A 24,806-nucleotide genomic window follows, 5' to 3' on the forward strand; every position below is an offset into this window, starting at 1 on the left:
TAACGAGATGAGGCGTCCAGCATGGCCGTCCGCCCGCCGCCGGAGACCGGGCCGGCAACCCGCAGTGCCGCCCCCCGGAATGCGGCTCTCCGGAACGCCCGGCCGTGAGCCTGGACCTGAAGCCTGCCAGGGCCCTGGCGCTGTGGCATAGCGTGATGGTGGCGGGCCTGAACCGTGCGCTGCCGGATCTGACGGCGCGGCAGTTCGCGCTGATGCTGCATGTCTACCAGGCGCCGCCGCCCCACACCGTGCGCGGCCTGGCGGCGCGGCTCAACATGTCCAAACCGGCGGTGACCCGGGCGCTCGACCGGCTGGAGGGCCTGGAATTCCTGCGCCGCAAGCCGGACGAGGCGGACCGCCGCTCGATCCTGGTGCAGCGCACCGTCAAGGGCTCGGTTTTTCTGCGCGAGTTCGCCGACATGGCCGCCGAGGCCGCCAGGACGCTGGACGAGGGCTGAATACGAACGACGACGCAAAGCGGGCGGCTCACCCCCACCCCAACCCTCCCCCCTCAAGGGGGAGGGGGTGACGGCCTCTCCGTCTCAGTCGCCGTTATCCCAGATGATCCTTCGATCCTGACGGAGAGTTTCAGTACCCGCGTTCCATGTCGACGACGTGGCGCAGCGGCTCGCCGGCTTCCAGGCGGTGGATGTTGGCGACCACGGCCTGGCAGGCGCTCTCCGGGATGGTCATGCTGGCGATGTGCGGGGTGATGAAGATCTTCGGATGGGTCCAGAAGGGGTGCTTCTTGGGCAGGGGTTCCTTGCGGAAGACGTCCAGAGTGGCGCCGCTCAGGCGGCCGCTGTCCAGCGCGGCCAGCAGGTCGTCCTCCACCAGGTGGCCGCCGCGCCCGACGCTTATGACGGCGGCCCCTTCGGGCAGCTGGTCGAAGGTCTCGCGGCAGAGGATGCCCTCGGTCTCCGGCGTCAGCGGCAGCAGGCAGACCAGGATGTCGGTCTCCGCCAGGAACTCGCGCAGCCCCTCCTCACCGTGGTAGCAGGAGATGCCGGTAATGCTCTTGGGCGTGCGGCTCCACCCCGCCAATCTGAAGCCGAAGGGCATCAGCTTTTCCAGGGCGTCGCGCCCCAGCACGCCGAGTCCCAGCATGCCCACCTGGCGGGCGCCGGCGGCGATCTGCGGGATCTCCTGCCAGAGCTTCCCGGCGCGCTGGCGGGCATAGTCCAGCATGAAGCGGTGGTGGCCGAGGACGGCGTAGGTCACGTATTCCGACATCCCGGCGGTGAGCCCCGGCTCGACCATGCGCACCACCGGCACGCCTTCCGGCAGGTCCGGGTCGCTCGCCAGATGATCGATGCCGGCGCCGATGGAAAAGATCGCCTTCAGCTTCGGGTAGCGCTTCAGCTCCCCCTCGGGCGGCTGCCAGACCAGCGCGTACTCGATGTCCGCGGGATCGCCCTTGTAGGGCCAGGTGTGGACGTCCAGTTCGGGATAGGCGGTTGCCAGGGCCTCGGCCCAGGCGGTGCCGCGGTCGATATCGGTCTTGATGAGAAGGGCCACGATGATCCAGGAAGCGGAAGGGACTGGGCCTTCAGGTTGCCACAACCCCCTCGACGGCTTCCAGTTCAAATGCCGCCTTCATCAGAGCCTGGGTATAGGCCTCCTGCGGGGCATCGAAGATCTGCCCGGCGTCGCCCTGCTCCACCACCCGGCCGTTGCGCATGACGATCACCTCGTCGGCCAGGGCGCGAACCACCTTCAGGTCGTGGCTGATGAAGAGATAGGCCAGGTTGTGGCGCTGCTGCAGATCGCGCAGCAGATCGACGATCTGCGCCTGCACCGACATGTCGAGCGCCGAGGTCGGCTCGTCCAGCACCACGAAGCGCGGCTTCAGCACCATGGCGCGGGCGATGGCGATGCGCTGGCGCTGGCCGCCGGAGAATTCGTGCGGGTAGCGGTGGCGGCTTTCCGGGTCCAGCCCGACCTCCTCCAGCGCGTCGATGATCATCGCCTCGCGCGCCTCCTCACTCTCACCCATGTCATGGATTTTCAGGCCTTCGGCAACGATCTGGCCGATCGAAAGACGCGGGCTGAGCGAGCCGTAGGGGTCCTGGAAGACGATCTGCATGGAGCGGCGCAGGGGCCGCAGGTCCGTGGAGCCCAGGCCCTGAATGGTCTGGCCGTTGAAGCGGATCGCGCCTTCCGAGGACAGCAGGCGCAGCAGCGCCAGGCCCAGCGTCGTCTTGCCGGAGCCGCTTTCCCCCACCACGCCGACGGTATGGCCCTCGCGCACCGAAACCGAGATGCCGTCGACGGCACGCACATAGTCCACCGTGCGCTTGAGCACGCCTTTCTTGATGGGGAAGTAGACCTTCACGTCGTCGCCGCGGATCACCTCCGGCGCATCGGCGGCTGCCTGGATGGGCGCGCCTTTGGGTTCGGCCGCCAGCAGGCGCTGGGTATAGGGGTGCTGGGGTTTTTCGAAGATCGCCTCCTCGTCGCCCTGCTCGACGATTTCGCCCTGGGTCATCACGCAGACCCGGTCGGCCATCTTGCGCACGATGCCCAGATCATGGGTGATCATCAGCATCGCCATGCCGAGGTCGCGCTGCAGCTCCTTCAGAAGCTTCAGGATCTGCGCCTGGATGGTGACGTCCAGGGCCGTGGTCGGCTCGTCGGCGATCAGCAGGTCCGGCTCGTTGGCCAGTGCCATGGCGATCATCACCCGCTGGCGCTGGCCGCCGGAAAGCTCGTGCGGATAGGCCGAGAGGCGCTTCACGGCGTCGGGGATACCCACCATCTTCAGAAGCTCCAGGGTGCGCTGGCGCGCCTCGTCCCGGGTCATCCCCTTGTGCAGGATCAGCGTCTCGCGGATCTGCTTCTCCACCGTGTGCAGCGGATTGAGGGAGGTCATGGGCTCCTGGAAGATCATCGAGACCTGGTCGCCGCGCACCTCGCGCAGGGTCTTCTCGTCGGCCCCGATGAGTTCCCGCCCCATGAAGCGGATGGAACTGCCGGCCGGATGGCGGGCCAGCGGGTAGGGCAGCAGCTGCAGCACGGAAAGCGCCGAGACCGACTTGCCGGACCCGCTTTCTCCCACCAGCGCCAGGGTTTCGCCCTTGGCGATCTCGAAGCTGACGTTCTTGACAGCGTCGACCGGGCTGCCCGGCATCTGGAACCGCACCGAGAGATTGTTCACCTGCAGGAGAGGCTCCATCAGTCGTTTCCTCTCGCGGCGGCCGGCCGTGAGGCGTCCGCCGCCTCGGACAGCGTGTCCTCGGCCACCGACGGGCCGGTGAAGAGCTTGCGCGGGTCAAAGGCGTCGCGCACGGCCTCGCCGATGAAGACGAGGAGGCTGAGCATGATGGCGATCACCACGAAACCGGTAAGGGCCAGCCAAGGCGCCTGAAGGTTGGCCTTGCCCTGGGCCAGCAACTCGCCGAGCGAGGGCGAGCCCGGGGGCAGGCCGAAGCCCAGGAAGTCGAGCGCCGTCAAGGTCGTGACCGATCCGGAAAGGATGAAGGGCATGAAGGTGATGGTCGCGACCATGGCGTTGGGCAGCACGTGGCGGTACATGATGGTGATGTTGGAGGCGCCGAGGGCTCTTGCCGCGCGCACATAGTCGAAGTTGCGCGCGCGCAGGAACTCGGCGCGCACCACACCCACGAGGCCCATCCAGGAAAACAGCAGCATCAGGATCAGCAGGGGAAAGAATCCCGGCGTGATGACGCTTGCCATGATGATGAGCAGGTAGAGGATCGGCAGGCCCGACCAGATCTCGATGAAGCGCTGGAACAGCAGATCCGTCCAGCCGCCGAAGTAGCCCTGCACGGCCCCGGCCATGACGCCGATGACCGATGATATGATCGTCAGTGCCAGGCCGAAGAGCACGGAGATGCGGAAGCCGTAGATGACCCGCGCGACGACATCACGGGCCTGGTCGTCGGTGCCCAGCCAGTGCCGGCTGTCCGGGGCCGTGGGGGCGGGATCGGCGAGGTCGAAGTCGATGGTGTTGTAGGAGAAGGGGATCAGCGGGTTTACAATCCATCCCTTCTCCTCGATCAGCTCGACGACAAAAGGATCCTTGTAGTCGGTTTCCAGTTCGAACTCGCCGCCGAAGACGGTCTCGGCGTAGGTGAAGAAAACCGGGAAGTGGGGCTTGCCGTCGAACCAGATAAAGAGCGGTCGGTCATTGGCGATCAGCTCCGCGAACAGCGAGAGGATGAAGATCGGTACCAGGATCAGGGTCGCCCAGTAGCCGCGCTTGTTGGCACGGAAGTTTCCGATGCGCCGCCGGTTTATCTGCGAAATCCGAAAGCCCAGAAAGCGTCCCTCGCCGGTCTTCGCCGCTGCTGCCGGGGTGGTCACATCAGGTCTCCCGGCTCTCGAAATCGATCCGCGGGTCGACGATGGTGTAGGTGATGTCGCCGACAAGCTGCATCAGGAGGCCCAGAAGGGTGAAGAAGTAGAGGGTTGCGAACATGACCGGATAGTCGCGGCTGAGGGCCGCCTCGAAGCCCAGCAGGCCGAGACCGTCGAGGGAAAAGATCACCTCGATCAGCAGAGCGCCGGTAAAGAGGATGGAGACAAAGGCGCCCGGGAAGCCGGCGATCACGATCAGCATGGCGTTGCGGAAGACGTGGCCGTAGAGCACGCGCCGCTCGGTCAGCCCCTTGGCGCGGGCGGTCAGCACGTACTGCTGGCCGATCTGGTCGAGGAAGGAATTCTTGGTCAGCATTGTAAGCGTGGCGAAACCGCCGATCACCAGGGCCAGGACCGGCAGCGTGATGTGCCAGAGATAGTCGAGCGCCTGTTCCAGCCGCCCGAGGTCGTCGAAGTTCTCGGAGGTCAGGCCGCGCAGGGGGAACCAGTCGAGATAGCGTCCGCCGGAAAAGACGACGATCAGCAGGACGGCGAAAATGAACGACGGCACCGCATAGCCGACAATCACCACGCCGCTGGTCCAGACGTCGAAGCGGCTGCCGTCGCGGGTTGCCTTGGCAATGCCCAGCGGAATCGAGATGAGGTAGACCAGCAGTGTCGTCCAGAGGCCGAGCGAAATGGACACCGGCATCTTTTCGATGACCAGGTCGACAACCCGCCGGTCGCGGAAGTAGCTCTCGCCGAAATCGAACTGGATGTAGTTGCCCATCATCAGCAGGAAGCGCTCGTGCATCGGCTTGTCGAAGCCGAACATGCGCTCGATCTCCTGAATGACTTCCGGATCGAGGCCCTGCGCGCCCCGATAGGTCGTGTTGGAGCCCCTTTCCCCTGCTGCGCTGCCACTTGGCTGTGTCTGCTGATTGACGTCGGCGCCGCCGCCCGAGAAACGTTCGGTGGCGCCCACCGCCTCGCCGCTCAGCTCAGCGATCAGCTGTTCGACCGGTCCCCCGGGCGCCAGCTGTACGATCACGAAGTTGATGATCATGATCCCGAGCAGGGTCGGGATGATGAGAAACAGCCGCCTGACGATGTAGGCTAGCATAGAGGCTGCATGCTCTTCGCGAGGGGCGGCACGGGACGCCGCCGGTCAGTTCGTGAGCTTCGCAGCACGCGCCTCATCGTACCACCAGGTGCTTGAGAAGCCCGCACTGTAACGGCCCGATGTCTCAGGCATGCCGAACTTGTCCCAATAGGCGAACCAGTGTTTGTCCGGATAGTAGACCGGGACCAGGTAGTGGTTCCAGAGCAGGACCCTGTCGAGGGCGCGGGTGGTTGCCTTCAGGGTTTCCAGGTCCTCGGCATTGATGATCTTCTCGATCAGCTCGTCGGCGACCGGATTCTTGATTCCCATGGAGTTTGCCGATCCGCGCAGGTCGGCCGCTTCTGAGCCGAAATAGGATCGCAACTCCGTTCCCGGCGGTGGGAAGAAGTTCAGGCGTCCGGTGCTCATGTCGAAGTCGAAGTCGTCGCCGATGACCCGCCATTGCGCTGGATCGACCAGCCGGATGGAGGCGTCGATGCCGGCGCGCTGCATGGACTGGACGAAGGGTTCGGCCATCCGCAGGGTCGGCGGCGAGGCGGTGATGATCTGGAGCTGGAACTGCTCGCCGGTTTCGGCGTTCACCAGCTGGTTGTCGCGCAGCTCCCAGCCGGCTTCCTTGAAGAGCGCAAGCGCCCGGCGCAGGTTCTGGCGGTTGCGTCCGCTGCCGTCGCTCTTCGGCGGCTCGAAGGTTTCGGTCAGAACCTCGGGCGGCAGTTGATCGCGGTAGGGCTCCAGGATTGCGACTTCCTCCGGCGTCGGCGGTCCGGAAACGCCGAAATCGGAGTTGGGGAAATAGCTCTTGATACGCCTGTACTGGCCGTACAGCAGGGTGCGCTGGATCGCCTCGAAGTCGTAGAGATTGACGATCGCCTCGCGCACGCGCCTGTCACTGAACTTGTCGCGTCTGTTGTTGATGAAAAAGGCGCCGATGCCGCGCGGGTTGTTGTTCGCCTTCTCGACCTTGAGGATCTGGCCGTTGTTCACCTGGGGAATGTCGTAGCCGGTAAACCAGCGCTTCACCTCACCTTCGCCGCGATAGTCGATCTTGCCGGCCTTGAAGGCTTCGAACTGCACCGTCTGGTCGCGGTAGTAGTCGTAGCGGATGATATCGAAGTTGTTGCGGCCGCGGTTCACGGGCAGGTCGGCGGCCCAATAGTCCTCCACCCGCTCGTAGACGATGTTGCGGCCCGGCTCCATGCTCTTGATGCGGTAGGGGCCGGAGCCGAGCGGCGGCTCCAGGGTGGTCTTGGAGATGTCTCGCGTCTCCCAATAGTGACGCGGCTGCGGTGAGGTGCCGGCCACGATCGTGATCGGCTTCATGGAATTCCGGGTGCGGAAGTTGAACCGGATACGGCGGTCGGAGAGGACTTCCGCGCTCTCGACATCGTCGTAGAACGATTTCAGGAACGGGCGGCCATGCTCGCGGATGGTGTCGAAGGTGAACTTGAAGTCTGCGGCCGTGATCGGCACCCCGTCGTGAAAGCGTGCTTCCGGACGGATGTTGAAGATCGCCCAGCTCTTGTCTTCCGGATACTCGACGCTCTCGGCGATGACCCCATAGGCGCTCACCAGCTCGTCGGCGGAGCCCTCCATGAGGCTGTCGTAAATGAGCCCGATGCTCGAGGGGAACTCGCCCTTTAGAATATACGGATTGAAGGTATCGAAAGTGCCGAAGGCGCCCAGCGTAATGGAGCCGCCTTTCGGCGCATCGGGATTGGCATAGGGCCAATGCTCCATGGTCTCGTCGTAGAGCGGCTCGCCGAATTCTGCGATGGCCCAGGATTTTGTGATGTGCTCGTCGGCAGCGGCGGAAAGAGGGATCAGCACGGCAGCGCCGAGGACGGCGGCCATGGCGCCCTGGCGCCATGGAAGACGGAAGCTGTCAGTCATTCCTTTATCCCTTTCGGCCCTTTATCCTTTTCGGCATCGCCGCGCGGTCGGCGCGGCGGCACACCCGACCGGCGAAGCGCTGCGTGGCAGCATGTGGCTCAAGCCTTTGTCCCTGTTCTTGAACTCGATTCTAAACCGAATTGGGTGCCGAATCCTCTCGAAACAAGCGTCCTCGCCCTATTGTTACGGCGAATTCATCGCGCCGCAGCAACAAAATGATGTAGCGGGAGCGCCTAAAGGGTTCCGGCAAGCAGGGTAACCGCCGCGCCGTGGCAGGCTGTATCGCCCGTGCAGAGCACCCGACCGTCCGAGTCCAGGGTCAGGGGCGCGCCCTGCCAGTCGGTCATCAGGCCGCCGGCCCCGATGATGACGGGGGCGTGAGCCAGATAGTCGTAAGGGGCCAGGTCCGCCTCTATGACGATATCGGCGAAGCCGCTGGCGAGGAGCCCGTAATTGAAGCAGTCGCCGCCGTAGAGGGTCAGCTTGGCGGCTTCGCGCAGGCGGTGAAAGGCGGGCTCGTTGGCGCCCTGGAACATCTCCGGCGCGGTGGAGAGGATGGTGGCCGCGCCAAGGTCCGGACAGGGCCTGACACGCGCCGTGCGGCTGCCCTGGCGGTCGCTGAAGACCGTCGGCCGCCCGGTGGCCCCAAGCCAGCGTTCCTCCAGGATCGGCATGTCGATGACGCCGAGGATCGGCTGCTTGTTGCGCAGCAGGGCGATCAGGCTGCCGAAGAGGGGGTTGCCGGTGATGAAGCGCTTGGTTCCGTCGATGGGGTCCAGCACCCAGACGTATTCGGCCTCCGGATTCTCGGTGCCGTACTCCTCGCCGATGATTCCGTGGTCGGGAAAGGCGGCGGCGATGATCGCGCGCATGGCCGCCTCGGCCTCACGGTCGGCGCGGGTCACCGGGCTCTCGTCGGCCTTGTCCTCGATGGCCAGGCCCTGGCGAAAGTACTGCCGGGCGACGCTCCGGGCGGCGTCGGCCATCGCCCCGGCCGGCTCGACAAAGGCCTGCGGACAGGCTTCGGGGGATTCGCCCATGGGCCCAAGTCTCCGGTGAAGAACTGAAAAGCGGCCCGTCAGGCTATCCCGGCGGGCCGCTCAGGCTGGTTGTCCAGAAACCTACTGTGGCAGCGGGGCCGGCTCGCCGCTTTGCCCGCGCATGTAGGCGATGATGTCGGCACGCTCCTGCTCGCTGCGCAGGCCGGCGAAGGACATCTTGGTGCCCGGCGCCCAGTCGCGCGGCCGGTGCAGGAAGCCGTTCAGATTCTCGTAGTCCCACACCTGATCGGCTTTCTCCAGCAGGGCGTCGGAGAAGGAAAAGCCGTCGTAGCCGGTGATCTGGCGGTTGACGATGTTCCAGAGGTTGGGGCCGACCTTGGTGGGACCGCCCTCGTCGAAGCTGTGGCAGGCGGTACACTTCCTGGCCACGCTCTCGCCGGCCGCCGGATCGGCGGAGGCCAGAAGCGGTCCGATAGGCTCCAGCGCCGGGGGTGCCTCGGCGACCTCGGCCGGGGCGTCGCCCTCCACTCCGGCCACCGTGTAGACGTTCTCTTCCAACTGCTCGGGATGGTAGAGAAGCTCTGCGGCGAATCCGGAGAACATGGCGATAACGCCGGCGGTCAGCAGCGCGGCAGCAATCTTGTTCGATTCCAACGAAGAAGCCATGGACAAACCCTTGCTTTCCCTCTGTTCCGGGCCGGACAATAGCCGCGCAAATCCGGGCATTCAATAGTCCGCGCCGCGTTATGGCGCCGCAGGTATACAAAAAAGAGCGTGAAAAAAGCCTTTTCATCGGCGATGAAGGCGGACAGGCTCACCGCCCGGTGACAAATCTGGCGGTTTGCGGGAGCTTTTCGCGCGCGCCGCGAATCCACCTGCCCCGAAGTCTCGCCCAGATAAGCAAGTCTCCAAGCCAGCCCCTAAACCAGCCCCTAAACCAGCCCCTAAACCAGCCCCTAAACCTGCCCCTGCCCCATGGTTCCCGTCTCCCCGCCTGAGCCGACTCCGCCGCGCAACCCGGTTGTCCTGATTCCGGCCCGCATGGCCTCCGTGCGCCTGCCGGACAAGCCGCTGGCCGACATCCACGGCGAGGCCATGATCGTCCACGTCTGGCGCCGTGCGGTGGAGGCGGAGGTGGGCCCGGTGGCGGTGGCCTGTGCCGAACCGGAGATCGTTGCCGCAATCGAAGCGGCGGGCGGCCGGGCGGTGCTGACCCGGCCCGATCATCCCAGCGGTTCCGACCGCATCTTCGAGGCGCTGGAGGCCATCGACCCGGAAGGCCGCCACGACGCGGTGGTCAACCTGCAGGGCGACCTGCCGACGGTGGAGCCGGCGTTGGTGCAGGCGGTCCTGCGCCCCCTGGCCGACCCCGCCGTGGATATCGGCAGCCTGGTGGTCGAGATCCGCGATCCGGAGGAGCGCCGCAACCCCAATGTGGTGAAGGCCGCCGTCAGCTTTGCCGGGCGCGCCGACCTGGCCCGGGCGCTCTACTTCAGCCGCGCCCCCGTGCCCTACGATCCCTGGGATTTTGATCCCAAGGACGGCGGTGCGGCCCAGCCGCTCTACCACCACATCGGCATCTACAGTTACCGGCGCGAGGCTCTGGCGCAGTTCGTTTCCCTGCCGCCCTCGCCCCTTGAGCAGCGCGAGCGGCTGGAGCAACTCAGAGCCCTGGAAGCGGGGCTGCGCCTGGATGTGGCCCGCGTTGACACCCTGCCGCTCGGCGTCGATACTCCCGCCGATTTGGCCCGGGCGCGGGCTCTTCTCGCGCCCGATCGGGGGTAAGGGCCGGTCGGCAAGTCTGTCTCTCGGGCGAGGCTCCCGCGCGCCCTCCAATACGAATGTCTGGCCCAATACGTAAGAAGGTTTCTCGTCCATGGTGGAGGCCCCCGCAGCGGCGGCGTCGCAGAACACGATCGCCTTTCAGGGCGTTCCCGGTGCCTATTCGGACATGGCCTGCCGGGCCGTCTTTCCGGAGATGACCACGCTGTCCTGCGTTTCCTTCGAGGACACCTTTGCCGCGGTCAGGGACGGGCGGGCGCGGCTGGCCATGATCCCCATCGAGAATTCCAGCGCCGGGCGGGTTGCCGACATCCACCACCTGCTGCCGGAATCCGGCCTGCACATCGTGGGCGAACACTTCCAGCGGGTGGAACATCAGCTGCTGGCGCCGAAGAACACGACCCGCGACCAGGTGAAGACCGTCCACAGCCATGTCCAGGCGCTGTCCCAGTGCCGCCACTTCACCCGCCGCGAGGGGCTGATGCCGGTCTCCCACGCCGATACCGCCGGCGCGGCGGCGGAGGTGGCCGAACTGGGCGATCCCACCCGCGCCGCACTGGCCTCCAAGCTCGCCGCCGAGATCTACGACCTGCAGATCCTGGCCGGCGACGTGCAGGACACCGACCACAACACCACCCGCTTCCTCATCATGGCGGAGGAGCCGATCGACCCGCCGATGCACAACGGGCTGGTCATCACCACCTTCGTCTTCCGCGTGCGCTCGGTGCCCGCGGCTCTCTACAAGGCGCTTGGCGGATTTGCCACCAACGGCATCAACATCACCAAGCTGGAAAGCTACATCATCGACGGCAGCTTCACGGTGGCCCAGTTCTACGCCGACATCGAAGGCCACCCGGACGACCGCATGGTGCGCCTGGCGCTGGAGGAACTCAGCTTCTTCTCCCGCGAAGTGAAGATCCTCGGCGTCTATCCCGCCGATGCCTTCCGCGGCCGCACCAACGGCGACTGAAATCAGGGAACCTGGTAGGACCGCCTTCATGGTTCGAGACGCCCGCTTGCGCGGGCTCCTCACCATGAGGTTTCAAAACCGTGGGGGTTCAAAACGGGCCTCACCCTGAGGAGGGCTGAAAGCCCGTCTCGAAGGGTGGGTTGGACTCCGCCTAACCCTCCGCCAGCCAGTCGTTCACCAGGCGCCGGGCGATGGAGTCGGGACGCGGCAGCTTGAAGGTCTCGTTTTCCGGCGAGGCGCGCAGTTGGTCGCGGGTGTACCAGGCCGCGCTTTCCAGTTCGTCCTCGGCGGTGTCCAGCGGTCCGAAGTCGGCGCGGGCGTAGAAGCCCAGCATGATGGAGGACGGAAAGGGCCAGGGCTGGGAGGAGTGGTAGACCACGTCCTCGACGGCGACCGGCAGGTTGACCTCCTCCAGGATCTCGCGGGCGACCGCCTCCTCCAGGCTTTCGCCGGGCTCGACGAAGCCGGCCAGGGTGGAATGCATGCCCGGCGGCCAGATGGGCTGGCGGCCCAGCACGCAGCGCTCGCCGCCGTCGTGCACCAGCATGATGACCGCCGGGTCGGTGCGCGGGAAATGCACGCTGCGGCAGGCGGGATTGGTGCAGCGGCGCTGGTGCCCGGCCTTCTCGCTGACGGTGGGGCTGCCGCAGACCCCGCAGAAGCCGTGGCGGGAATGCCAGTGCACGAGGCCGCGGGCATAGGCCAGGATCGCCGAGTCGCAGCGGTTCATGACCGGGCCGACGGCGCGCAGGTCCTGAAAGGCGCCCTGGCGCGCCAGCACCGGGTCGTCCTCCGGCGCCTCCAGGTGGGAGAGGTCGACGGCCAGATAGGGGACGTCGCTGCGCAGCCCCAGGAACATGTGCTCGCGCGCCACCGCCACCAGGTGCCCGGCGTCGCGCCGGCGCAGCCAGACCGCCTCGGCCTGGGCGGCGATCAGGTGCTTGTTGCGCCAGACCGGTACGATGACGCAGTCCGGATCGCTGACCAGCCGGTCGATGAAGGTCGCATCGGCGCGGCGCTGGTCGATCCGGTCGAGGGGGACGCCGGCATAGAAATTCGGCGCGGGAGACTTGCGTGGGGACATAATGGCGCCAGCTTGCCCGGGCTTTGGACTCCTGGCAATGGCGTCGTGGCAATCGCCCTTTCGGTCACCGAAGCGTGATCCCGGCATCCTGACGGGCGCGCAGGCTGCGCCTTGAACCGCCGGCGCCCTTGGGTCAGGCTGGGACCAGCATGACCGGTTCCGATATCAAAGCTCCCGGCACGACTGCGCGCTTCGACATCAACCGGCGCCGGGCGCTCCGTCTTGGCGGCGCTTCCGCGCTGGCCGCCGCGGGCCTGCTCGGGCCCGGCCGCCCGTTCGGGGCTGCGGCGGCCAATCTGGTGCCGCAGGACAAGGCCTGGCGCTTTCTGGTCCTGCGCCACGGCAACGTCATTGGCGAGCACCGCTTCGACTTTTCGCGCCGCGACGGTGACTTCATCGTCGAGGTCGCCATCGACATTTCGGTCGGTGTACTCGGCGTCACGCTGTTCCGCTTCACCCACCGCGCCGAGGAGGTCTGGCGCGACGGCTGGCTGCATGGCCTGACTTCCGCCACCGACGACGATGGCCGGCTCTGGCGGGTGCAGTCCCTGCGCCGCGACGGCGCCCTGCGCGGCACCGTCAACGACGTCGGCTTCGACGTCTCCGGTTTCGTCGTTCCGGCCAGCCTCTGGCACCGCGACACACCGAAGACCCAGGTGCTCTTCGGCACCATCGACGGGCGCACCAAGGTGGTGAACACCAGGCTGGTCGGCGAGGAAGCGGTGGAGGTTGCCGGCCGGCCGCGCCAGGCCCGCCACTTCCGGCTCACCGGCGAGATCGAGCGCGACGTCTGGTACGATGCCGACTGCGGCATCGCCCGTGTCACCTTTCCCGCCCGCGACGGCTCCCTCATCACGCTGGAACGCCAATAGGCTAAGGGCAGAAGGCGGAGCGGCCGCAACCGCGATCAAGCGGCCCCGCTCCACAGCCGCTATAGCTTGCCCGGGTTTCTTGTGGATACAGGTCGGCGGATGTGACCAACCCCGTGAGTAAGGCCATCTGGTTCATCGAAAGCCAACTGGCCGAAGACATCACCCTTGACGAGATTGCGGCGGTTGCCGGGATCTCTCGTTTCCAAATGTCACGGGCCTTCAGCCTGGCCACCGGCTGGTCGCTCGCCCGCTACCGCCGGGGGCGCCGGCTGGCGGAGGCGGCCCGGTGCCTGGCGGAGGGCGCGCCCGACATCCTGGCGGTCGCACTCGATGCCGGCTACGGTTCACACGAAGCCTTCACCCGCGCCTTTCGCGAGCACTTCGGGCTTACGCCGGAGCAGCTTCGCGCGCGGCGCAGTCTCAACACTCTCGAACTGGTGGAGCCATTGAAAATGGACGAGGACTTTGTTGAAGGTTTGGAGCCGGCCCGCTTCGAGGACGGCCGGGCCCTGCTCGTGGCCGGCCTCGGCGCACGCTATGACTGGGAATCCAGCAAGGGCATTCCGGCACAGTGGCAGCGCTTCAACGCCTGTGCGGACCAACTGCCCGGCCAGGTCGGCCAGGTGGCCTACGGAGTCTCCTGCAACAGTGACGGAGCCGGCAACTTCGATTACATCTGCGGGATCGAGGTCACGGACTTCGACGAGCTGCCGGCCGACTTTACCCGCCTGCGCATTGCCCCGCAGCGCTATGCCGTCTTCGCCCACCGCGATCACATCTCGACGATCCGCCGGACGGTGAACACGATCTGGAACAAATGGCTCCCCGGATCCGGCTATGAGATGGCCGATGCACCGGATTTTGAGCGCTACGACAAGGACTTCGATCCCGAAACCGGGGATGGCGGGTTGGAAATCTGGATCCCGATCAAGGCCTAGATGCGTAGCTCCGCCTGGGCTTTCGGGCGCCTGCCGAAAGCCATCCGTGGGCCTTGCCCTCCTGCCCGCGATGCCCGATATTGATTGTGGGAGGTTGGCTGCGGACGTATCGCTCGCCAACCCGGTCAGGTCCGGAAGGAAGCAGCCGTAACGAGTTTCCGATACGGGTCGTTTGTCCAGCCTCCCACCCTAAACCTTTGATCGGGTTGAGCTTTATCGCTCAAGGGCTGCAGGTCCCGCCAGGACCGAAGTCCACCCGGATGGACCCCCCGGATAACCCCCGGACAGCTTTATGAGCGACGCCAGCAGCGACAGAGACGAAGCCAGCCTCTATCGGGTGCTCGCCCGCAAGTACCGCCCCAGCAGCTTCGCCGACCTTGTCGGCCAGGAAGCGCTGGTCCGCACCCTCACCAACGCCATCGAGACCGGACGCCTGGCCCATGCCTTCGTGCTGACCGGCGTGCGCGGCGTCGGCAAAACCACGACGGCGCGCATCATCGCCCGGGCGCTGAACTGCGTCGGGCCGGACGGCTCCGGCGGTCCCACCCCCGCGCCCTGCGGCGTCTGCGAACATTGCCTGGCGATCGCCCAGGACCGCCATGTCGACGTGATCGAGATGGACGCGGCCAGCCGCACCGGCGTCGCCGACATCCGCGAACTGATCGAGGGCGTGCGCTACCGCCCGGTGCAGGCGCGCTACAAGATCTACATCATCGACGAAGTGCACATGCTGTCCACCAGCGCCTTCAACGCCCTGTTGAAGACCCTGGAGGAGCCGCCGGAGCACGTCGTCTTCATCTTCGCCACGACGGAGATCCGCAAGGTGCCGGTCACCGTGCTGTCGCGCTGCCAGCGCTTCGATCTGCGCCGCCTCGCGCAGGAGGAACTGGCGGCCCTCTTCACCCGCATCGCCGAACAGGAGGATGTCGCGGTGGAGGCGGAGGCCCTGGCCATGATCGCCCGCGCCGCCGACGGCTCGGCGCGCGACGGCCTTTCCCTGCTCGATCAGGCCATGGCGCTGGGCGGCGGCAAGACGGTGAGCGGCGATCAGGTGCAGGCCATGCTGGGCCTCGCCGACCGCGCGCGCATCTTCGATCTCTTTGCCGCGGTGGTCACCGGCAAGGTGCCGGAGAGCCTGGAGATCCTGGCCGGCCTCCATGCCGCCGGCGCGGACCCGGCGGTGGTGATCCAGGATCTGCTGGAGCTCTCCCATTTTCTCACCCGCGCGAAGCTGGTTCCCGCCACGCTCGATGCGCCGGGCCAGCCGGAGACCGAGCGGGTGCGCGGGCGCGACCTCTCAGAGAAGCTCAGCATGGCCAGCCTGGCGCGCATCTGGCAGATGCTGCTGAAGAGCCTGGGCGAGGTACAGAGCGCGCCGATCCCTCTGCAGGCGGCCGAGATGGCGCTGATCCGTCTGGCCTATGCCAGCGATCTGCCGAGCCCGGCGGAACTGGTGCAGCGCCTGACCGGCGGCGCCGATGCGGCGGCAGGCAACTCGGGAGCCGGCCATGCGGGGACCGCTTCGGCCCCCAAGTCCGCGCGCGCGCCGTCGCCGGAGCCCATGGCCGGCCCGCTGGATGCGGGGCCGGAAGCTTCGGCCGCCCTTCCGCCGCGCGACCAGCCGGCGCCCTTGACCGACGGATCGCCCCAGGCCGCCCTCGCCCAGCCGCTGGAAGAAACCTTCGACCTGCTGCCGGAGGCGGTTTCGCAGCCGTCCTCCGGGCCTGACGACAAGACGCCCAGGAGCTTCGCCGAGGCGGTTGCGCTGGTGCGCGGCGCCCGCGAGACCATGCTGGCCAACCATCTGATGGACGATGTGCATCTGGTCAGCTTCGAGCCCGGGCGCATTGAGATCAACGTGCGCGAAGAGGCGCCGCCCAATCTGGCGAGCCGCTTTGCCGCGGTGCTGGAGGAGGTCTGCGGCAGCCGCTGGATCATCTCCATCTCCCAGGAGCCGGGCGCGCCGACCCTGCGCGAGCAGGAACGGGCGGCGGAAGCCGAGAAACGCGCCGCGGTGATGGACCATCCCCTGGTCAAGGCGGCGCTGGAGACTTTTCCGGATGCCGAACTGGTTGCGCGCCGTGATGGCGCGAGACAGGCGGGCGCCGCGGAGACTGGCACCTATGGGACCGGCGCCCATGACGACGAGAGTCGTAAAGAAAAAGGAGAGGGCGAAGCATGAAGAACCTGGGCCAGATGATGAAGCAGGCGCAGGAGATGCAGGCCAAGATGGCCGAGATGCAGGAGAAGCTGGGGGAGCTCGAAGTCTCCGGTCAGGCCGGTGCCGGCATGGTGACGGCCACCCTGAACGGCAAGTCCGAACTGCGCGGCCTGAAAATCGATCCCTCCCTGGTCGATCCCAGCGATGTGGAGGTTCTGGAAGACCTCATCGTCGCCGCGGTGAACGATGCCAAGGCCAAGGTGGAGGTCAGGGTCGCCGAGGAGATGCAGAAGGTGACCGGCGGGCTCAGCCTGCCGCCGGGCATGAAGCTGCCCTTCTGACCGGCCCGCTTCTGCGCGCCTTTCCTATGCTCCTGCGCTTCGGATCCATCCGCCGATGATTGCCGGCGACCTCGACCGTCTGATCCAGCTGCTCGCCCGGCTGCCGGGCCTGGGGCCGCGCTCGGCGCGCCGGGCGGTCCTCCATCTGATGAAAAAGCGCGAGGCGCTGATGCTGCCGCTGGTCGATGCCATGGCCAAGGCGGCGGAGGCCATCACTGTCTGCAGCACCTGCGGCAATCTCGACACGCAGGACCCCTGCGGCATCTGCCAGGATCCCAAGCGTGACGGACGCCTGCTTTGCGTGGTGGAGGAGGTGGCCGATCTCTGGGCGCTGGAGCGCAGCGGCGCCTTCAAAGGCCGCTATCACGTCCTCGGCGGCACGCTCTCGGCCATCGACGGGCGCGGGCCCGATCAACTCCACATGGCCAGGCTGATCGAACGCGTCGAAGGCGGCGGCGTCGAGGAGGTGATCCTGGCGCTTTCAGCCACGGTCGACGGCCAGACCACGGCCCACTTCGTCACCGACCGGCTGGCGGAGAGCGGGGCGAAGCTCTCCCGGCTTGCGCACGGGGTTCCGGTCGGCGGCGAGCTGGACTATCTCGACGACGGCACCCTGACAGCCGCCTTGAAGGCGCGGCGACCGGCCTGACGAAAGATGGGCGCGTGGCGCGCTTGCGCTCCAATGCTGGTGTGCCCCGGCTGCTGCGCCCCAATGCTGCACCCCAGTGCTGCGCCCCGATGCTGCCGCAATTGCTTGGCAGGCTCCCGCCGCACCGCCGACCTGCAGGAATTGAGCGAGGTTTAACAAGACTATGGCTTCTTTGTTGAAGATTTTCGGCCGGAACGCGCGCTTCCTGCGCCGCCGTGCGGTTCTGACCATCACGGCGGCGACGGTTCTGGCGGCCGCGGCCATCCCCGTTGGGGCACAGGAAGCGCGCCTGACGGCGGAGGGGCGCGAGTCGCTGGCGCTGACGATCTACGAGCAGGATCTGGCCCTGGTCAGCGAGCAGCGGCGGCTGAACCTGCCGGCCGGCGCCTCCGAACTGGCGATCGAAGATGTCAGCAACCTGCTGCGGCCGGAGACCGTGTTGCTGAGCGGCCAGGGCTTGCGGGTTCTGGAACAGAGCTTCGTCGCCGACCTGCTGACGCCGCAGCGCCTCCTGGAAGCCTCCCTCGGCAAGACCGTCCGCCTCATCCGGACCCACCCGGAAACCGGCGCCGACACGGTCTTCGACGCCGAGGTGCTCTCCCTGGCCGGTGGCCTGGTGCTGCGGGTTGACGGGCAGATCGAAATCTCGCCGCCGGGGCGGATCGCCTTTGCGGAGCTGCCGCCGGGCCTGCGCAGCGAACCGGCGCTGCTCGCCCGGCTGGCCGGCCAGACGGCGGGGGAGCAGGCCCTGCAACTCGCCTATCTGACCTCGGGCCTGTCCTGGCGCGCCGACTACGTGGCGCGGCTGAACGAGGCGGACGACACCCTCGACCTCCAGGCTCTTGCAACCCTGACCAACGGGACGCGCAGCGACTTCCCGGCGGCCGACCTGCGGCTGGTGGCCGGCCAGGTGAATCAAACGGCCCGCCCGCTGATGATGGCGCGCCAGGAAATGGACGCGGCCCTGCCCCAGGCGATGGCGGCGCCGGCCGATATGGCGCGGGCGCCGCAGTCGGCCTCGGACCGCTACGTCTACACCGTGGCGCTGCCGGTCACCCTGCTGCGCGGCGAGACCAAGCAGGTGCCGCTGATGAGCGCCGCCGGGGTCAAGGTCGCCCGCGAGTACCGCTTCGACGGTCTCGCAATCGGCAATCCCAACATCGAGGAGGTCGGGCCGGTCTCCGCCGCCCTGATCATGGAACTGGAAAACTCTGCCGAACTGGGCCTGGGCGCCCCCCTGCCATCGGGGGTGGTGCGGATCTACGGCCCCGGGCCGGGCGGTCAGCCGCTGTTTCTGGGCGAGGACCGCATGACCCAGACACCGGAAGGCGAGACCGCGCGGCTCAGCCTGGGCCGGGCCTTCGACGTCACGGCACGGGCGACGCGCACGGCCTTCGAGCGGCTGTCCAACCGCAGCTACGAGACCGGCCAGCGCATCGTGGTGCAGAACGCCAAGGCCGAGGCGGTGGAGGTGCTGGTCGGCGGCAGCCTGCCCCAGGGCTGGTCGATGCTGGAGGAAAGCGCGGCTCACGAGAAGGAAAGCGCCAACCGCATCGTCTGGCGCCTGCAGGTCCCGGCCGGCGGCGAGGCGGAGGTCAGCTACCGCATCAGAGTGCTGAATTAAGCTATTTCAAGTTAATAGTCGATTTTGATCGCATTTAACTTAAAATAAGTAAATTCAATGCTTGGTGATCTGGGGCGGCGGGGCTGATGCCGGCTCCAGGGCGGCGGCGGAGCCGTCGTCCTCCAGCTCCAGCTCGCCGATCTTCTCGCCGCGGCGCAGGATCTTGCCGGAGGAGGTACGGATTTCGTGGATGTCCCGGCGGGCCATCTCGAAGTGGCTCTCCAGGTTGTTCACCCGTTTGTCCAGGCGCAGGACGTCGCCCATCATCTTCTCCACTTCGGTCTGGATGATGCCAGCCTGCTCGCGCATGCGCACGTCCTTCAGCACCGCCCGCACCGTGTGCAGGGTCGCCATCAGGGTGGTGGGGGAGACGATCCAGACCCGCGCCTTGTAGGACTCCTCGACGACGCTGCGGAAATTGGCGTGGAGTTCGGCGTAGACCGCCTCGCTGGGCAGGAACAGGAGCGCCGATTCCGCCGTCTCCCCGGCCAGGATGTAGCGTGCCGCGATGTCCTGGACGTGGCGCTTCAGATCCTGGGCGAAGGCGCGGCGGGCCGGCGCCAGGGCGGCTTCGTCGCTGCCCGCGGCGCGCAGCGCCTCATAGCTTTCCAGCGGAAACTTGGCGTCGATGGCGATCGACCCCGGCGGATTGGGCAGTTTCAGCAGGCAGTCGGGCCGCCGGCCGTTGCCCAGCGTCGCCTGGAAGGCATAGGCCGAAGGCGGCAGCGCCGCCTCCACCAGGTCGCGCAGCTGCACCTCGCCGAAGGCGCCGCGCGCCTGCTTGTTGGCCAGGATGTCCTGCAGGCCCACCATCTGGCCGGACAGCTCCGCCAGGTTCTGCTGCGCCTTGTCGATCACCGCCAGGCGCTCGCGCAGTTCGGTCAGGGTGGTCTGGCTCTTGGTCGCGCTCTCGTTCAGGCGGTCGCCGACGCGCTTGGAGAAGGTCTCCAGCCGCTCCTCCACCGCCTTGGCCATCTGGCGTTCCTGGGCCTGAAGCTGATCGGTGATCCGGGCCTGCACCGCGGCCTGGCTTTCCGCCATCTGGGCCAGCCGCCCCGCGAGGGCCGCCAGCTCGCTTTCGCGCCCGTCCTCCTGGGCCGGCCGCCGCCGCTCCCGCAGCAGGAACAAGCCCAGAACGACTGCGACGGCCGTCACCGCCACTGCGACGAGAATCACCAGGGAATCCATGGCGCGACTCCGAAAGAGAACAGAACGCGAATCGAAGATTAGCACAGCACGGCGCCCCGGCCTAAGCAAGCCGCACAGGCGGGCTGCCTGGCGCGCGTGATCCCGATCCCTTGACCCCCGGCCCTGCAGGCAATACCTAGTGCCTGTCCGGCGCAGCGCGGCGGCGCCCGAAACCGGCAACCCCCAGGAACCCCCAGGAACCCCAGCGATCCGACCATGGCCCTGCTTCCCATCATCACCGCCCCCGACCCGCGCCTGAAGAAGGTCTGTGCGCCCGTGGAGGCCGTGGACGACGAGATCCGCCGGCTGATGGATGACATGCTGGAGACCATGTACAACGCCCCGGGCATCGGCCTGGCCGCGCCGCAGGTGGGTGTGCTGAAGCGGGTGATCGTGGTCGATGTCGCCGGCGAAGGCGAGGAGAAAGCGCCGCTTTACATGGCCAATCCGGAACTCACCTGGGTGTCCGACGAGGATTCCTCCTACGAGGAGGGCTGCCTCTCCCTGCCGGAACACTATGGCGACGTTGTGCGCCCGGCGGCCATCACCGTGCGCTATCTGGACCACGAGAACGAGATCCGCGAGTTGCAGGCCGAGGGTCTGCTGGCCACCTGCATCCAGCACGAGATGGATCACCTGGAAGGCATCCTCTTCGTCGATCACATGACCGCGCTGAAGCGCAACATGATCCTGCGCAAGCTCTTGAAGGCCAAGAAGGCGGACAAGCCGCTGGCGAGCTACGCCACGGCCTGAGTCCGGGCCTGTGTCTGAGCCCGGCCCTATGGCCCAACACCCGGAACCCAGCAGCCACTCGTCCGGTAAGTCCCCGGGCAAGCAAACAGACAAGCCCCTGCGTCTGGCCTTCATGGGAACCCCGGACTTCGCCCTGCCGGCGCTGGAGGCCCTGGCCGAAGCCAAGCATGACATTGCCGCGGTCTATACCCAGCCGCCGCGCCCGGCCGGACGCGGACAGAAGTTCCGACCCTCGCCGGTGCAGGCCCTGGCGGAGGCGCGCGGCTGGCCGCTGCGCACGCTGAAGACCCTGCGCACGGAGGCCGCGGCCCGCGCCTTTGCAGACCTCGGCCTCGACGCGGCGGTGGTGGCGGCCTACGGCCTGATCCTGCCGCCCGCGATCCTCTCGGCGCCGCGCTTCGGCTGTCTGAACATCCACGCCTCCCTGCTGCCGCGCTGGCGCGGGGCGGCCCCCATCCAGAGGGCTATCCTGGCCGGCGACCAGAAGACCGGAATCACCATCATGCAGATGGACGAGGGCCTCGATACCGGCGCCATCCTTCTCCAGGAAAGCCTCGCCATCGGGCCGGACACCAATGCGCAGCAGCTCCACGATGCGCTGGCCGAACTGGGCGGGCGGCTCATCGTCGAGGCCCTGGCCGGGCTCGCGCGCGGGCGCCTCGAGGCACAGCCGCAGCCGGCCTTCGGCGTCACCTATGCCGAGAAGCTGGAGAAAAGCGAAGGCCGGCTCGACTGGTCCGAACCGGCGGCGGAGCTGGACCGCCGTGTCCGGGCCTTCACGCCCTGGCCCGGCGCCTTCTTCGAAATCGAGCACGACGGCAGGGCGGAGCGGGTGAAAGTCCTCGCCGCCATCCCGCTCCCGCAGGGCGGGCAGCCCGGCGCGGTGCTGGACCAGGCGCCCACCATCGCCTGCGGCGCCGGTGCCCTGCGCCTGCTGCAGGTTCAGCGGGCCGGGCGTGCGGCGATGTCGGCCGAGGCCTTCCTGCGCGGCTTCGACCTGCCCACCGGCAGCCGCCTGCCGCTCGGCGCAGCCGCTGGGTAGCCGCCGGCGTGTCGCGCTTTCAGATCATCGTCGAGTACGACGGCGGCGCCTTCGTCGGCTGGCAGCGCCAGGCGAACGGCCCTTCGGTCCAGGCCGCCTTGGAAGAGGCCGTGACCCGCTTTTGCGGCGAGACCGTACTGGTCGAGGGGGCCGGACGCACCGACGCGGGGGTCCATGCCCTGGCGCAGTCGGCGCACCTGGATCTGGCGAAAGAGGTGGAGCCAGAGCGGGTGATGGCCGCCCTCAACTTTCACCTGAAGCCGGCGCCGGTGGCGGTGCTGGCGGTGCGCCGGGTGCCGGCGGACTTTCACGCCCGCTTTTCCGCCAACCGCCGCGCCTATCGCTACCGCATCGTCAACCGCCGGGCGCCCCTGGCGCTGGAGCGGGGCCAAGCCTGGTTCGTGCCCCAGCCGCTGGACGCCGCGGCCATGCATGCGGCGGCCCAGGTGCTGCTGGGGCGGCACGACTTCACATCTTTCCGGGCCAGCGAGTGCCAGGCTAAGTCGCCGGTGAAAACCCTAGACCGCCTGGATGTCACTTCCCGGGCCGACAGCTTCGGCCAGGCAATCGAGATCCACGCCGAGGCGCGCTCCTTCCTGCATCACCAGATCCGCAACTTCGCCGGCTCCCTGCGGCTGGTGGGCGAGGGCAAGTGGAGCGCCGGGAACCTGCGCCGGGCCTTGGAGGCGCAAGACCGGGCGGCAGCCGGTCCCACGGCGCCGGCCTGCGGCCTCTATCTCACCGAGGTCGGCTACCCAGACGACGTCTTCGAAATCTCTCAGAAGGACTGACCGTCAGCCGGCGGCGTGGCGCTCCAGCAGGCTGCGGTAGATCGCCGTCAGGGCCGTGAGGTCTTCCACGCTGACGTTCTCGTCCACTTTGTGGGCGGTGGCGTTCAGCAGGCCCAGTTCGGCCACCGTGCAGTGGTCCTTGATGAAGCGGGCATCGGAGGTGCCGCCGCTGGTGCCCAGCTCCGGCGGCTTGCCGGTGATCTCCTCCACCGCCGCCGAGACCAGCGCGCTCCAGGGACCGGGCGGGCAGAGGAAGGACTCGCCGGAGACCCGGATCTTCAGGTCGTAGGCCGCCCCGCGCGAGGCGTCGAGCGCCCGGTCCAGGCGTTCGCGGATCCAGCGTTCCACCGCCGCGCTGTCATAGAGGTTGTTGAAGCGCACGTTGAAGCGCGCCTCGGCGGTCGCCGGGATCACATTGGTGGCGGCGTTGCCGACGTCGACGGAGGTGATCTGCAGGCTGGAGGGCGGGAAGTGCGCATTGCCGCCGTCCAGGGCCTCGCCGATCAGCGCGTCCAGCATGCGCGTCAGGTGGTGCAGCGGGTTGTCGGCCAGATGGGGATAGGCGGTGTGGCCCTGGGTGCCGGAGACCGAGAGCCGGGCGTTCAGGCTGCCGCGGCGGCCGATCTTCACCATGTCCGCCAGAGCTTCGTTGCTGGTGGGCTCGCCGACCAGGCAGCTGTCCAGCGCCTCGCCCTGCTCGCCCAGCCAGCGCAGCACCTTGCGGGTGCCGTTGATGGCCTCGCCCTCTTCGTCGCAGGTGATGAGCAGAGAGAGCGAGCCCCTGGGCTTGCCGCCCTCGGCCAGGAAGCCGCTGACCGCGGCGACGAAAGCGGCGATCGAGCCCTTCATGTCCACCGCGCCGCGGCCATAGAGCCGGCCGTCGCGGACCTCGGCGGCGAAGGGGTCGACGCTCCAGTCGTCGGGGTTGCCGACCGGGACGACGTCGTTGTGGCCGGCAAAGCAGAGGTTGGGGCCGCTGTCGCCGAGGCGGGCATAGAGGTTGTCGACCTCGGCGCTGTCCTCCTCGGCGAAGGGCAGGCGGTGGCAGGTGAAGCCGAGCCCTTCCAGCGCCTCGCCCAGAACGTCCAGGCTGCCGGCCTCCGCCGGGGTGACGCTGGGGCAGCGGATCAGGGCCTGCGCCAGTTCGAGCGTGTCGATCTTGGTTGCCGCCATGAGCCTGCGCTCAGTCGCGCAAAAGGTCGTTGATCGAGGTCTTGGCGCGGGTGCGCTCGTCGACCTGCTTGATGATGACCGCGCAGTAGAGGCTGGGGCCCGGGCTGCCGTCGGGCAGCGGTTTGCCCGGCAGGCTGCCGGGCACCACGACGGAGTAGGCCGGCACCCGGCCCATGAAGACCTCGCCGCTGGTGCGGTCGACGATCTTGGTGGAAGCGCCGATGTAGACGCCCATGGAGAGGACCGAGCCCTCCTCGACCACCACGCCTTCGACCACCTCCGAGCGGGCGCCGACGAAGCAGTTGTCCTCGATGATGACCGGGCCGGCCTGCAAAGGCTCCAGCACGCCGCCGATGCCCGCTCCGCCGGAGAGGTGCACGTTCTTGCCGATCTGGGCGCAGGAGCCGACGGTCGCCCAGGTGTCCACCATGGTCCCGGAGTCGACATAGGCGCCCAGGTTGACGAAGCTCGGCATCAGAACCACGCCGGGGGCGATGTAGGCGGAGTGGCGCACGGTGCAGTTGGGAACCGCGCGGAAGCCGGCGTCGCGGAAGCGGTTCTCGCCCCAGCCCGCGAACTTCGATGGCACCTTGTCCCACCATGCGGTCGCCTCGCCCGGCCCGCCGGGGATCAGCCCCATGTCGTTGAGGCGGAAGGACAGCAGCACCGCCTTCTTCAACCACTGGTTCACCTGCCAGCCGTCGCCGCCTTTTTCGGCGACACGGAAGCTGCCGGAGTCCAGCCCCTCCAGCGCCGCGGCCACCGCATCGCGGATCTCGCCGGTGGTTCCCGTGTTGACCGACTCGCGGTCTTCCCAGGCATTCTCAATGATGCCCTTCAGCTGGTCACTTTGCATGGGGTCCTGCAGCTTGGTTCAGGCGGTGGATGGGGCGCAAATGCCCATAGAACAGATACCCGGGAACATGCGGTAGGCTTGGCGTCCTGTCAATTGCCCGTCCTCTCCCCAACGCCCCCGGCGGCCGCGCCCTTTCCCCGGCCTTCCCGCAGGCTGTCAGCGCTCCGCCGGCCGGGAGTCCCGCGGCGGCCCCTTGGCTTTCCCCTGGCCTCCCCCTGGCTTCCCCGCGGCGGCTCGGCTGAGCGCTT

At 67.5% G+C, this 24,806-nt stretch carries 23 protein-coding genes and 1 other RNA gene; 13 read left to right on the top strand and 11 right to left on the bottom strand.

All coding sequences use genetic code 11. The features are described from left to right. The first annotated feature begins 104 nt into the window (after positions 1–104). Positions 105–458 carry a MarR family transcriptional regulator gene (locus ACO06P_RS16015; RefSeq protein ID WP_420346231.1) on the top strand — a complete coding sequence of 118 codons (354 nt, stop codon included), beginning with the start codon at positions 105–107 and terminating at the stop codon, positions 456–458. 130 nt (positions 459–588) lie between these two features. On the opposite strand, the gene ACO06P_RS16020 is transcribed toward ACO06P_RS16015, so the two are convergent. From ACO06P_RS16020 to ACO06P_RS16050, 7 genes are all read right to left on the bottom strand, one after another. Next, positions 589–1,518 (bottom strand): 2-hydroxyacid dehydrogenase, encoded by a 930-nt coding sequence (locus tag ACO06P_RS16020; RefSeq protein WP_420346232.1) that lies wholly within the window; start codon positions 1,516–1,518, stop codon positions 589–591. A 31-nt stretch (positions 1,519–1,549) separates the two neighbouring features. Beyond that, on the bottom strand, positions 1,550–3,175 hold the full coding sequence (locus tag ACO06P_RS16025) for an ABC transporter ATP-binding protein (protein WP_420346233.1): 1,626 nt from the start codon (positions 3,173–3,175) through the stop codon (positions 1,550–1,552). Next, positions 3,175–4,326 (bottom strand): ABC transporter permease, encoded by a 1,152-nt coding sequence (locus ACO06P_RS16030; protein WP_420346234.1) that lies wholly within the window; start codon positions 4,324–4,326, stop codon positions 3,175–3,177. The genes ACO06P_RS16025 and ACO06P_RS16030 overlap by 1 nt, the downstream gene beginning before the upstream one ends. Position 4,327: 1 nt before the next feature. Continuing rightward, positions 4,328–5,443, bottom strand: coding sequence for a microcin C ABC transporter permease YejB (locus tag ACO06P_RS16035; RefSeq protein ID WP_420346235.1), 1,116 nt, complete (start codon positions 5,441–5,443; stop codon positions 4,328–4,330). Between the two features lie 45 nt (positions 5,444–5,488). Continuing rightward, on the bottom strand, positions 5,489–7,333 hold the full coding sequence (locus tag ACO06P_RS16040) for an extracellular solute-binding protein (RefSeq protein ID WP_420346236.1): 1,845 nt from the start codon (positions 7,331–7,333) through the stop codon (positions 5,489–5,491). A gap of 233 nt (positions 7,334–7,566) precedes the next feature. Then, positions 7,567–8,373, bottom strand: a complete 807-nt coding sequence (hisN, locus tag ACO06P_RS16045) for a histidinol-phosphatase (protein ID WP_420346237.1) — start codon at positions 8,371–8,373, stop codon at positions 7,567–7,569. Between the two features lie 81 nt (positions 8,374–8,454). Next, a complete protein-coding gene (locus ACO06P_RS16050; RefSeq protein ID WP_420346238.1) occupies positions 8,455–9,000 on the bottom strand; it encodes a c-type cytochrome in 546 nt (181 codons plus the stop codon). A gap of 309 nt (positions 9,001–9,309) precedes the next feature. Here ACO06P_RS16050 and ACO06P_RS16055 point away from each other — a divergent pair, with 309 nt between their 5' ends. Then, positions 9,310–10,119, top strand: coding sequence for a 3-deoxy-manno-octulosonate cytidylyltransferase (locus tag ACO06P_RS16055; RefSeq protein WP_420346239.1), 810 nt, complete (start codon positions 9,310–9,312; stop codon positions 10,117–10,119). 91 nt (positions 10,120–10,210) lie between these two features. Continuing rightward, positions 10,211–11,086 (top strand): prephenate dehydratase, encoded by an 876-nt coding sequence (locus ACO06P_RS16060; protein WP_420346240.1) that lies wholly within the window; start codon positions 10,211–10,213, stop codon positions 11,084–11,086. A gap of 151 nt (positions 11,087–11,237) precedes the next feature. Here ACO06P_RS16060 and nudC read toward each other — a convergent pair whose 3' ends face one another. Beyond that, positions 11,238–12,170, bottom strand: a complete 933-nt coding sequence (nudC, locus tag ACO06P_RS16065; protein WP_420346241.1) for an NAD(+) diphosphatase — start codon at positions 12,168–12,170, stop codon at positions 11,238–11,240. A 149-nt stretch (positions 12,171–12,319) separates the two neighbouring features. On the opposite strand from nudC, the gene ACO06P_RS16070 reads away from it, so the two are divergent. From ACO06P_RS16070 to ACO06P_RS16100, 7 genes are all read left to right on the top strand, one after another. Beyond that, positions 12,320–13,042, top strand: a complete 723-nt coding sequence (locus ACO06P_RS16070) for a DUF6134 family protein (protein ID WP_420346242.1) — start codon at positions 12,320–12,322, stop codon at positions 13,040–13,042. Between the two features lie 113 nt (positions 13,043–13,155). Beyond that, entirely contained in the window at positions 13,156–13,980 is an 825-nt protein-coding gene (locus ACO06P_RS16075) for an AraC family transcriptional regulator (protein ID WP_420346243.1), read from the top strand. Between the two features lie 89 nt (positions 13,981–14,069). Further along, positions 14,070–14,168: signal recognition particle sRNA small type (gene ffs / locus ACO06P_RS16080), an RNA gene on the top strand. 104 nt (positions 14,169–14,272) lie between these two features. Beyond that, positions 14,273–16,162, top strand: a complete 1,890-nt coding sequence (locus tag ACO06P_RS16085; protein WP_420346244.1) for a DNA polymerase III subunit gamma/tau — start codon at positions 14,273–14,275, stop codon at positions 16,160–16,162. Continuing rightward, positions 16,159–16,482, top strand: a complete 324-nt coding sequence (locus ACO06P_RS16090) for a YbaB/EbfC family nucleoid-associated protein (RefSeq protein ID WP_299394854.1) — start codon at positions 16,159–16,161, stop codon at positions 16,480–16,482. The genes ACO06P_RS16085 and ACO06P_RS16090 overlap by 4 nt, the downstream gene beginning before the upstream one ends. A gap of 55 nt (positions 16,483–16,537) precedes the next feature. Next, positions 16,538–17,131: a recombination mediator RecR gene (gene recR / locus ACO06P_RS16095; protein WP_420346245.1), complete on the top strand. Its 594-nt coding sequence runs from the start codon at positions 16,538–16,540 to the stop codon at positions 17,129–17,131. A 163-nt stretch (positions 17,132–17,294) separates the two neighbouring features. Further along, positions 17,295–18,755, top strand: a complete 1,461-nt coding sequence (locus ACO06P_RS16100) for a DUF4139 domain-containing protein (protein WP_420346246.1) — start codon at positions 17,295–17,297, stop codon at positions 18,753–18,755. A 54-nt stretch (positions 18,756–18,809) separates the two neighbouring features. Here ACO06P_RS16100 and ACO06P_RS16105 read toward each other — a convergent pair whose 3' ends face one another. Then, the gene (locus ACO06P_RS16105; RefSeq protein WP_420346247.1) at positions 18,810–19,943 is read right to left on the bottom strand and encodes a DNA recombination protein RmuC; all 1,134 of its coding nucleotides are present in this window, start codon (positions 19,941–19,943) and stop codon (positions 18,810–18,812) included. Positions 19,944–20,159: 216 nt separating this feature from the next. Here ACO06P_RS16105 and def point away from each other — a divergent pair, with 216 nt between their 5' ends. The 3 genes from def to truA all read left to right on the top strand — a co-directional run bounded on the left by def (position 20,160) and on the right by truA (position 22,529). Next, a complete protein-coding gene (def, locus tag ACO06P_RS16110; protein ID WP_420346248.1) occupies positions 20,160–20,696 on the top strand; it encodes a peptide deformylase in 537 nt (178 codons plus the stop codon). Positions 20,697–20,808: 112 nt separating this feature from the next. Continuing rightward, on the top strand, positions 20,809–21,738 hold the full coding sequence (fmt, locus tag ACO06P_RS16115; RefSeq protein WP_420349651.1) for a methionyl-tRNA formyltransferase: 930 nt from the start codon (positions 20,809–20,811) through the stop codon (positions 21,736–21,738). Between the two features lie 8 nt (positions 21,739–21,746). Then, on the top strand, positions 21,747–22,529 hold the full coding sequence (gene truA, locus ACO06P_RS16120) for a tRNA pseudouridine(38-40) synthase TruA (protein WP_420346249.1): 783 nt from the start codon (positions 21,747–21,749) through the stop codon (positions 22,527–22,529). A 3-nt stretch (positions 22,530–22,532) separates the two neighbouring features. On the opposite strand, the gene dapE is transcribed toward truA, so the two are convergent. Together dapE and dapD are read right to left on the bottom strand one after the other, a co-directional pair. Then, positions 22,533–23,702: a succinyl-diaminopimelate desuccinylase gene (dapE, locus tag ACO06P_RS16125; protein ID WP_420346250.1), complete on the bottom strand. Its 1,170-nt coding sequence runs from the start codon at positions 23,700–23,702 to the stop codon at positions 22,533–22,535. 10 nt (positions 23,703–23,712) lie between these two features. After that, positions 23,713–24,558 (bottom strand): 2,3,4,5-tetrahydropyridine-2,6-dicarboxylate N-succinyltransferase, encoded by an 846-nt coding sequence (gene dapD / locus ACO06P_RS16130; RefSeq protein WP_420346251.1) that lies wholly within the window; start codon positions 24,556–24,558, stop codon positions 23,713–23,715. Positions 24,559–24,806 lie beyond the last annotated feature (248 nt).

It is taken from the genome of Pelagibius sp. (assembly GCF_965227505.1).
In the GTDB taxonomy this organism is placed as follows: Bacteria; Pseudomonadota; Alphaproteobacteria; order Kiloniellales; family Kiloniellaceae; genus Pelagibius.

Coding starts and splice junctions, on each gene's coding strand:
- dapE (WP_420346250.1), bottom strand. CDS start 23,702: ATGGCGGCAACCAAGATCGACACGCTCGAACTGGCGCAGGCCCTGATC.
- ACO06P_RS16100 (WP_420346246.1), top strand. CDS start 17,295: ATGGCTTCTTTGTTGAAGATTTTCGGCCGGAACGCGCGCTTCCTGCGC.
- ACO06P_RS16060 (WP_420346240.1), top strand. CDS start 10,211: ATGGTGGAGGCCCCCGCAGCGGCGGCGTCGCAGAACACGATCGCCTTT.
- ACO06P_RS16025 (WP_420346233.1), bottom strand. CDS start 3,175: ATGGAGCCTCTCCTGCAGGTGAACAATCTCTCGGTGCGGTTCCAGATG.
- ACO06P_RS16050 (WP_420346238.1), bottom strand. CDS start 9,000: ATGGCTTCTTCGTTGGAATCGAACAAGATTGCTGCCGCGCTGCTGACC.
- recR (WP_420346245.1), top strand. CDS start 16,538: ATGATTGCCGGCGACCTCGACCGTCTGATCCAGCTGCTCGCCCGGCTG.
- hisN (WP_420346237.1), bottom strand. CDS start 8,373: ATGGGCGAATCCCCCGAAGCCTGTCCGCAGGCCTTTGTCGAGCCGGCC.
- ACO06P_RS16040 (WP_420346236.1), bottom strand. CDS start 7,333: ATGACTGACAGCTTCCGTCTTCCATGGCGCCAGGGCGCCATGGCCGCC.
- dapD (WP_420346251.1), bottom strand. CDS start 24,558: ATGCAAAGTGACCAGCTGAAGGGCATCATTGAGAATGCCTGGGAAGAC.
- fmt (WP_420349651.1), top strand. CDS start 20,809: ATGGGAACCCCGGACTTCGCCCTGCCGGCGCTGGAGGCCCTGGCCGAA.
- ACO06P_RS16105 (WP_420346247.1), bottom strand. CDS start 19,943: ATGGATTCCCTGGTGATTCTCGTCGCAGTGGCGGTGACGGCCGTCGCA.
- def (WP_420346248.1), top strand. CDS start 20,160: ATGGCCCTGCTTCCCATCATCACCGCCCCCGACCCGCGCCTGAAGAAG.
- ACO06P_RS16035 (WP_420346235.1), bottom strand. CDS start 5,443: ATGCTAGCCTACATCGTCAGGCGGCTGTTTCTCATCATCCCGACCCTG.
- ACO06P_RS16085 (WP_420346244.1), top strand. CDS start 14,273: ATGAGCGACGCCAGCAGCGACAGAGACGAAGCCAGCCTCTATCGGGTG.
- nudC (WP_420346241.1), bottom strand. CDS start 12,170: ATGTCCCCACGCAAGTCTCCCGCGCCGAATTTCTATGCCGGCGTCCCC.
- ACO06P_RS16070 (WP_420346242.1), top strand. CDS start 12,320: ATGACCGGTTCCGATATCAAAGCTCCCGGCACGACTGCGCGCTTCGAC.
- ACO06P_RS16055 (WP_420346239.1), top strand. CDS start 9,310: ATGGTTCCCGTCTCCCCGCCTGAGCCGACTCCGCCGCGCAACCCGGTT.
- ACO06P_RS16090 (WP_299394854.1), top strand. CDS start 16,159: ATGAAGAACCTGGGCCAGATGATGAAGCAGGCGCAGGAGATGCAGGCC.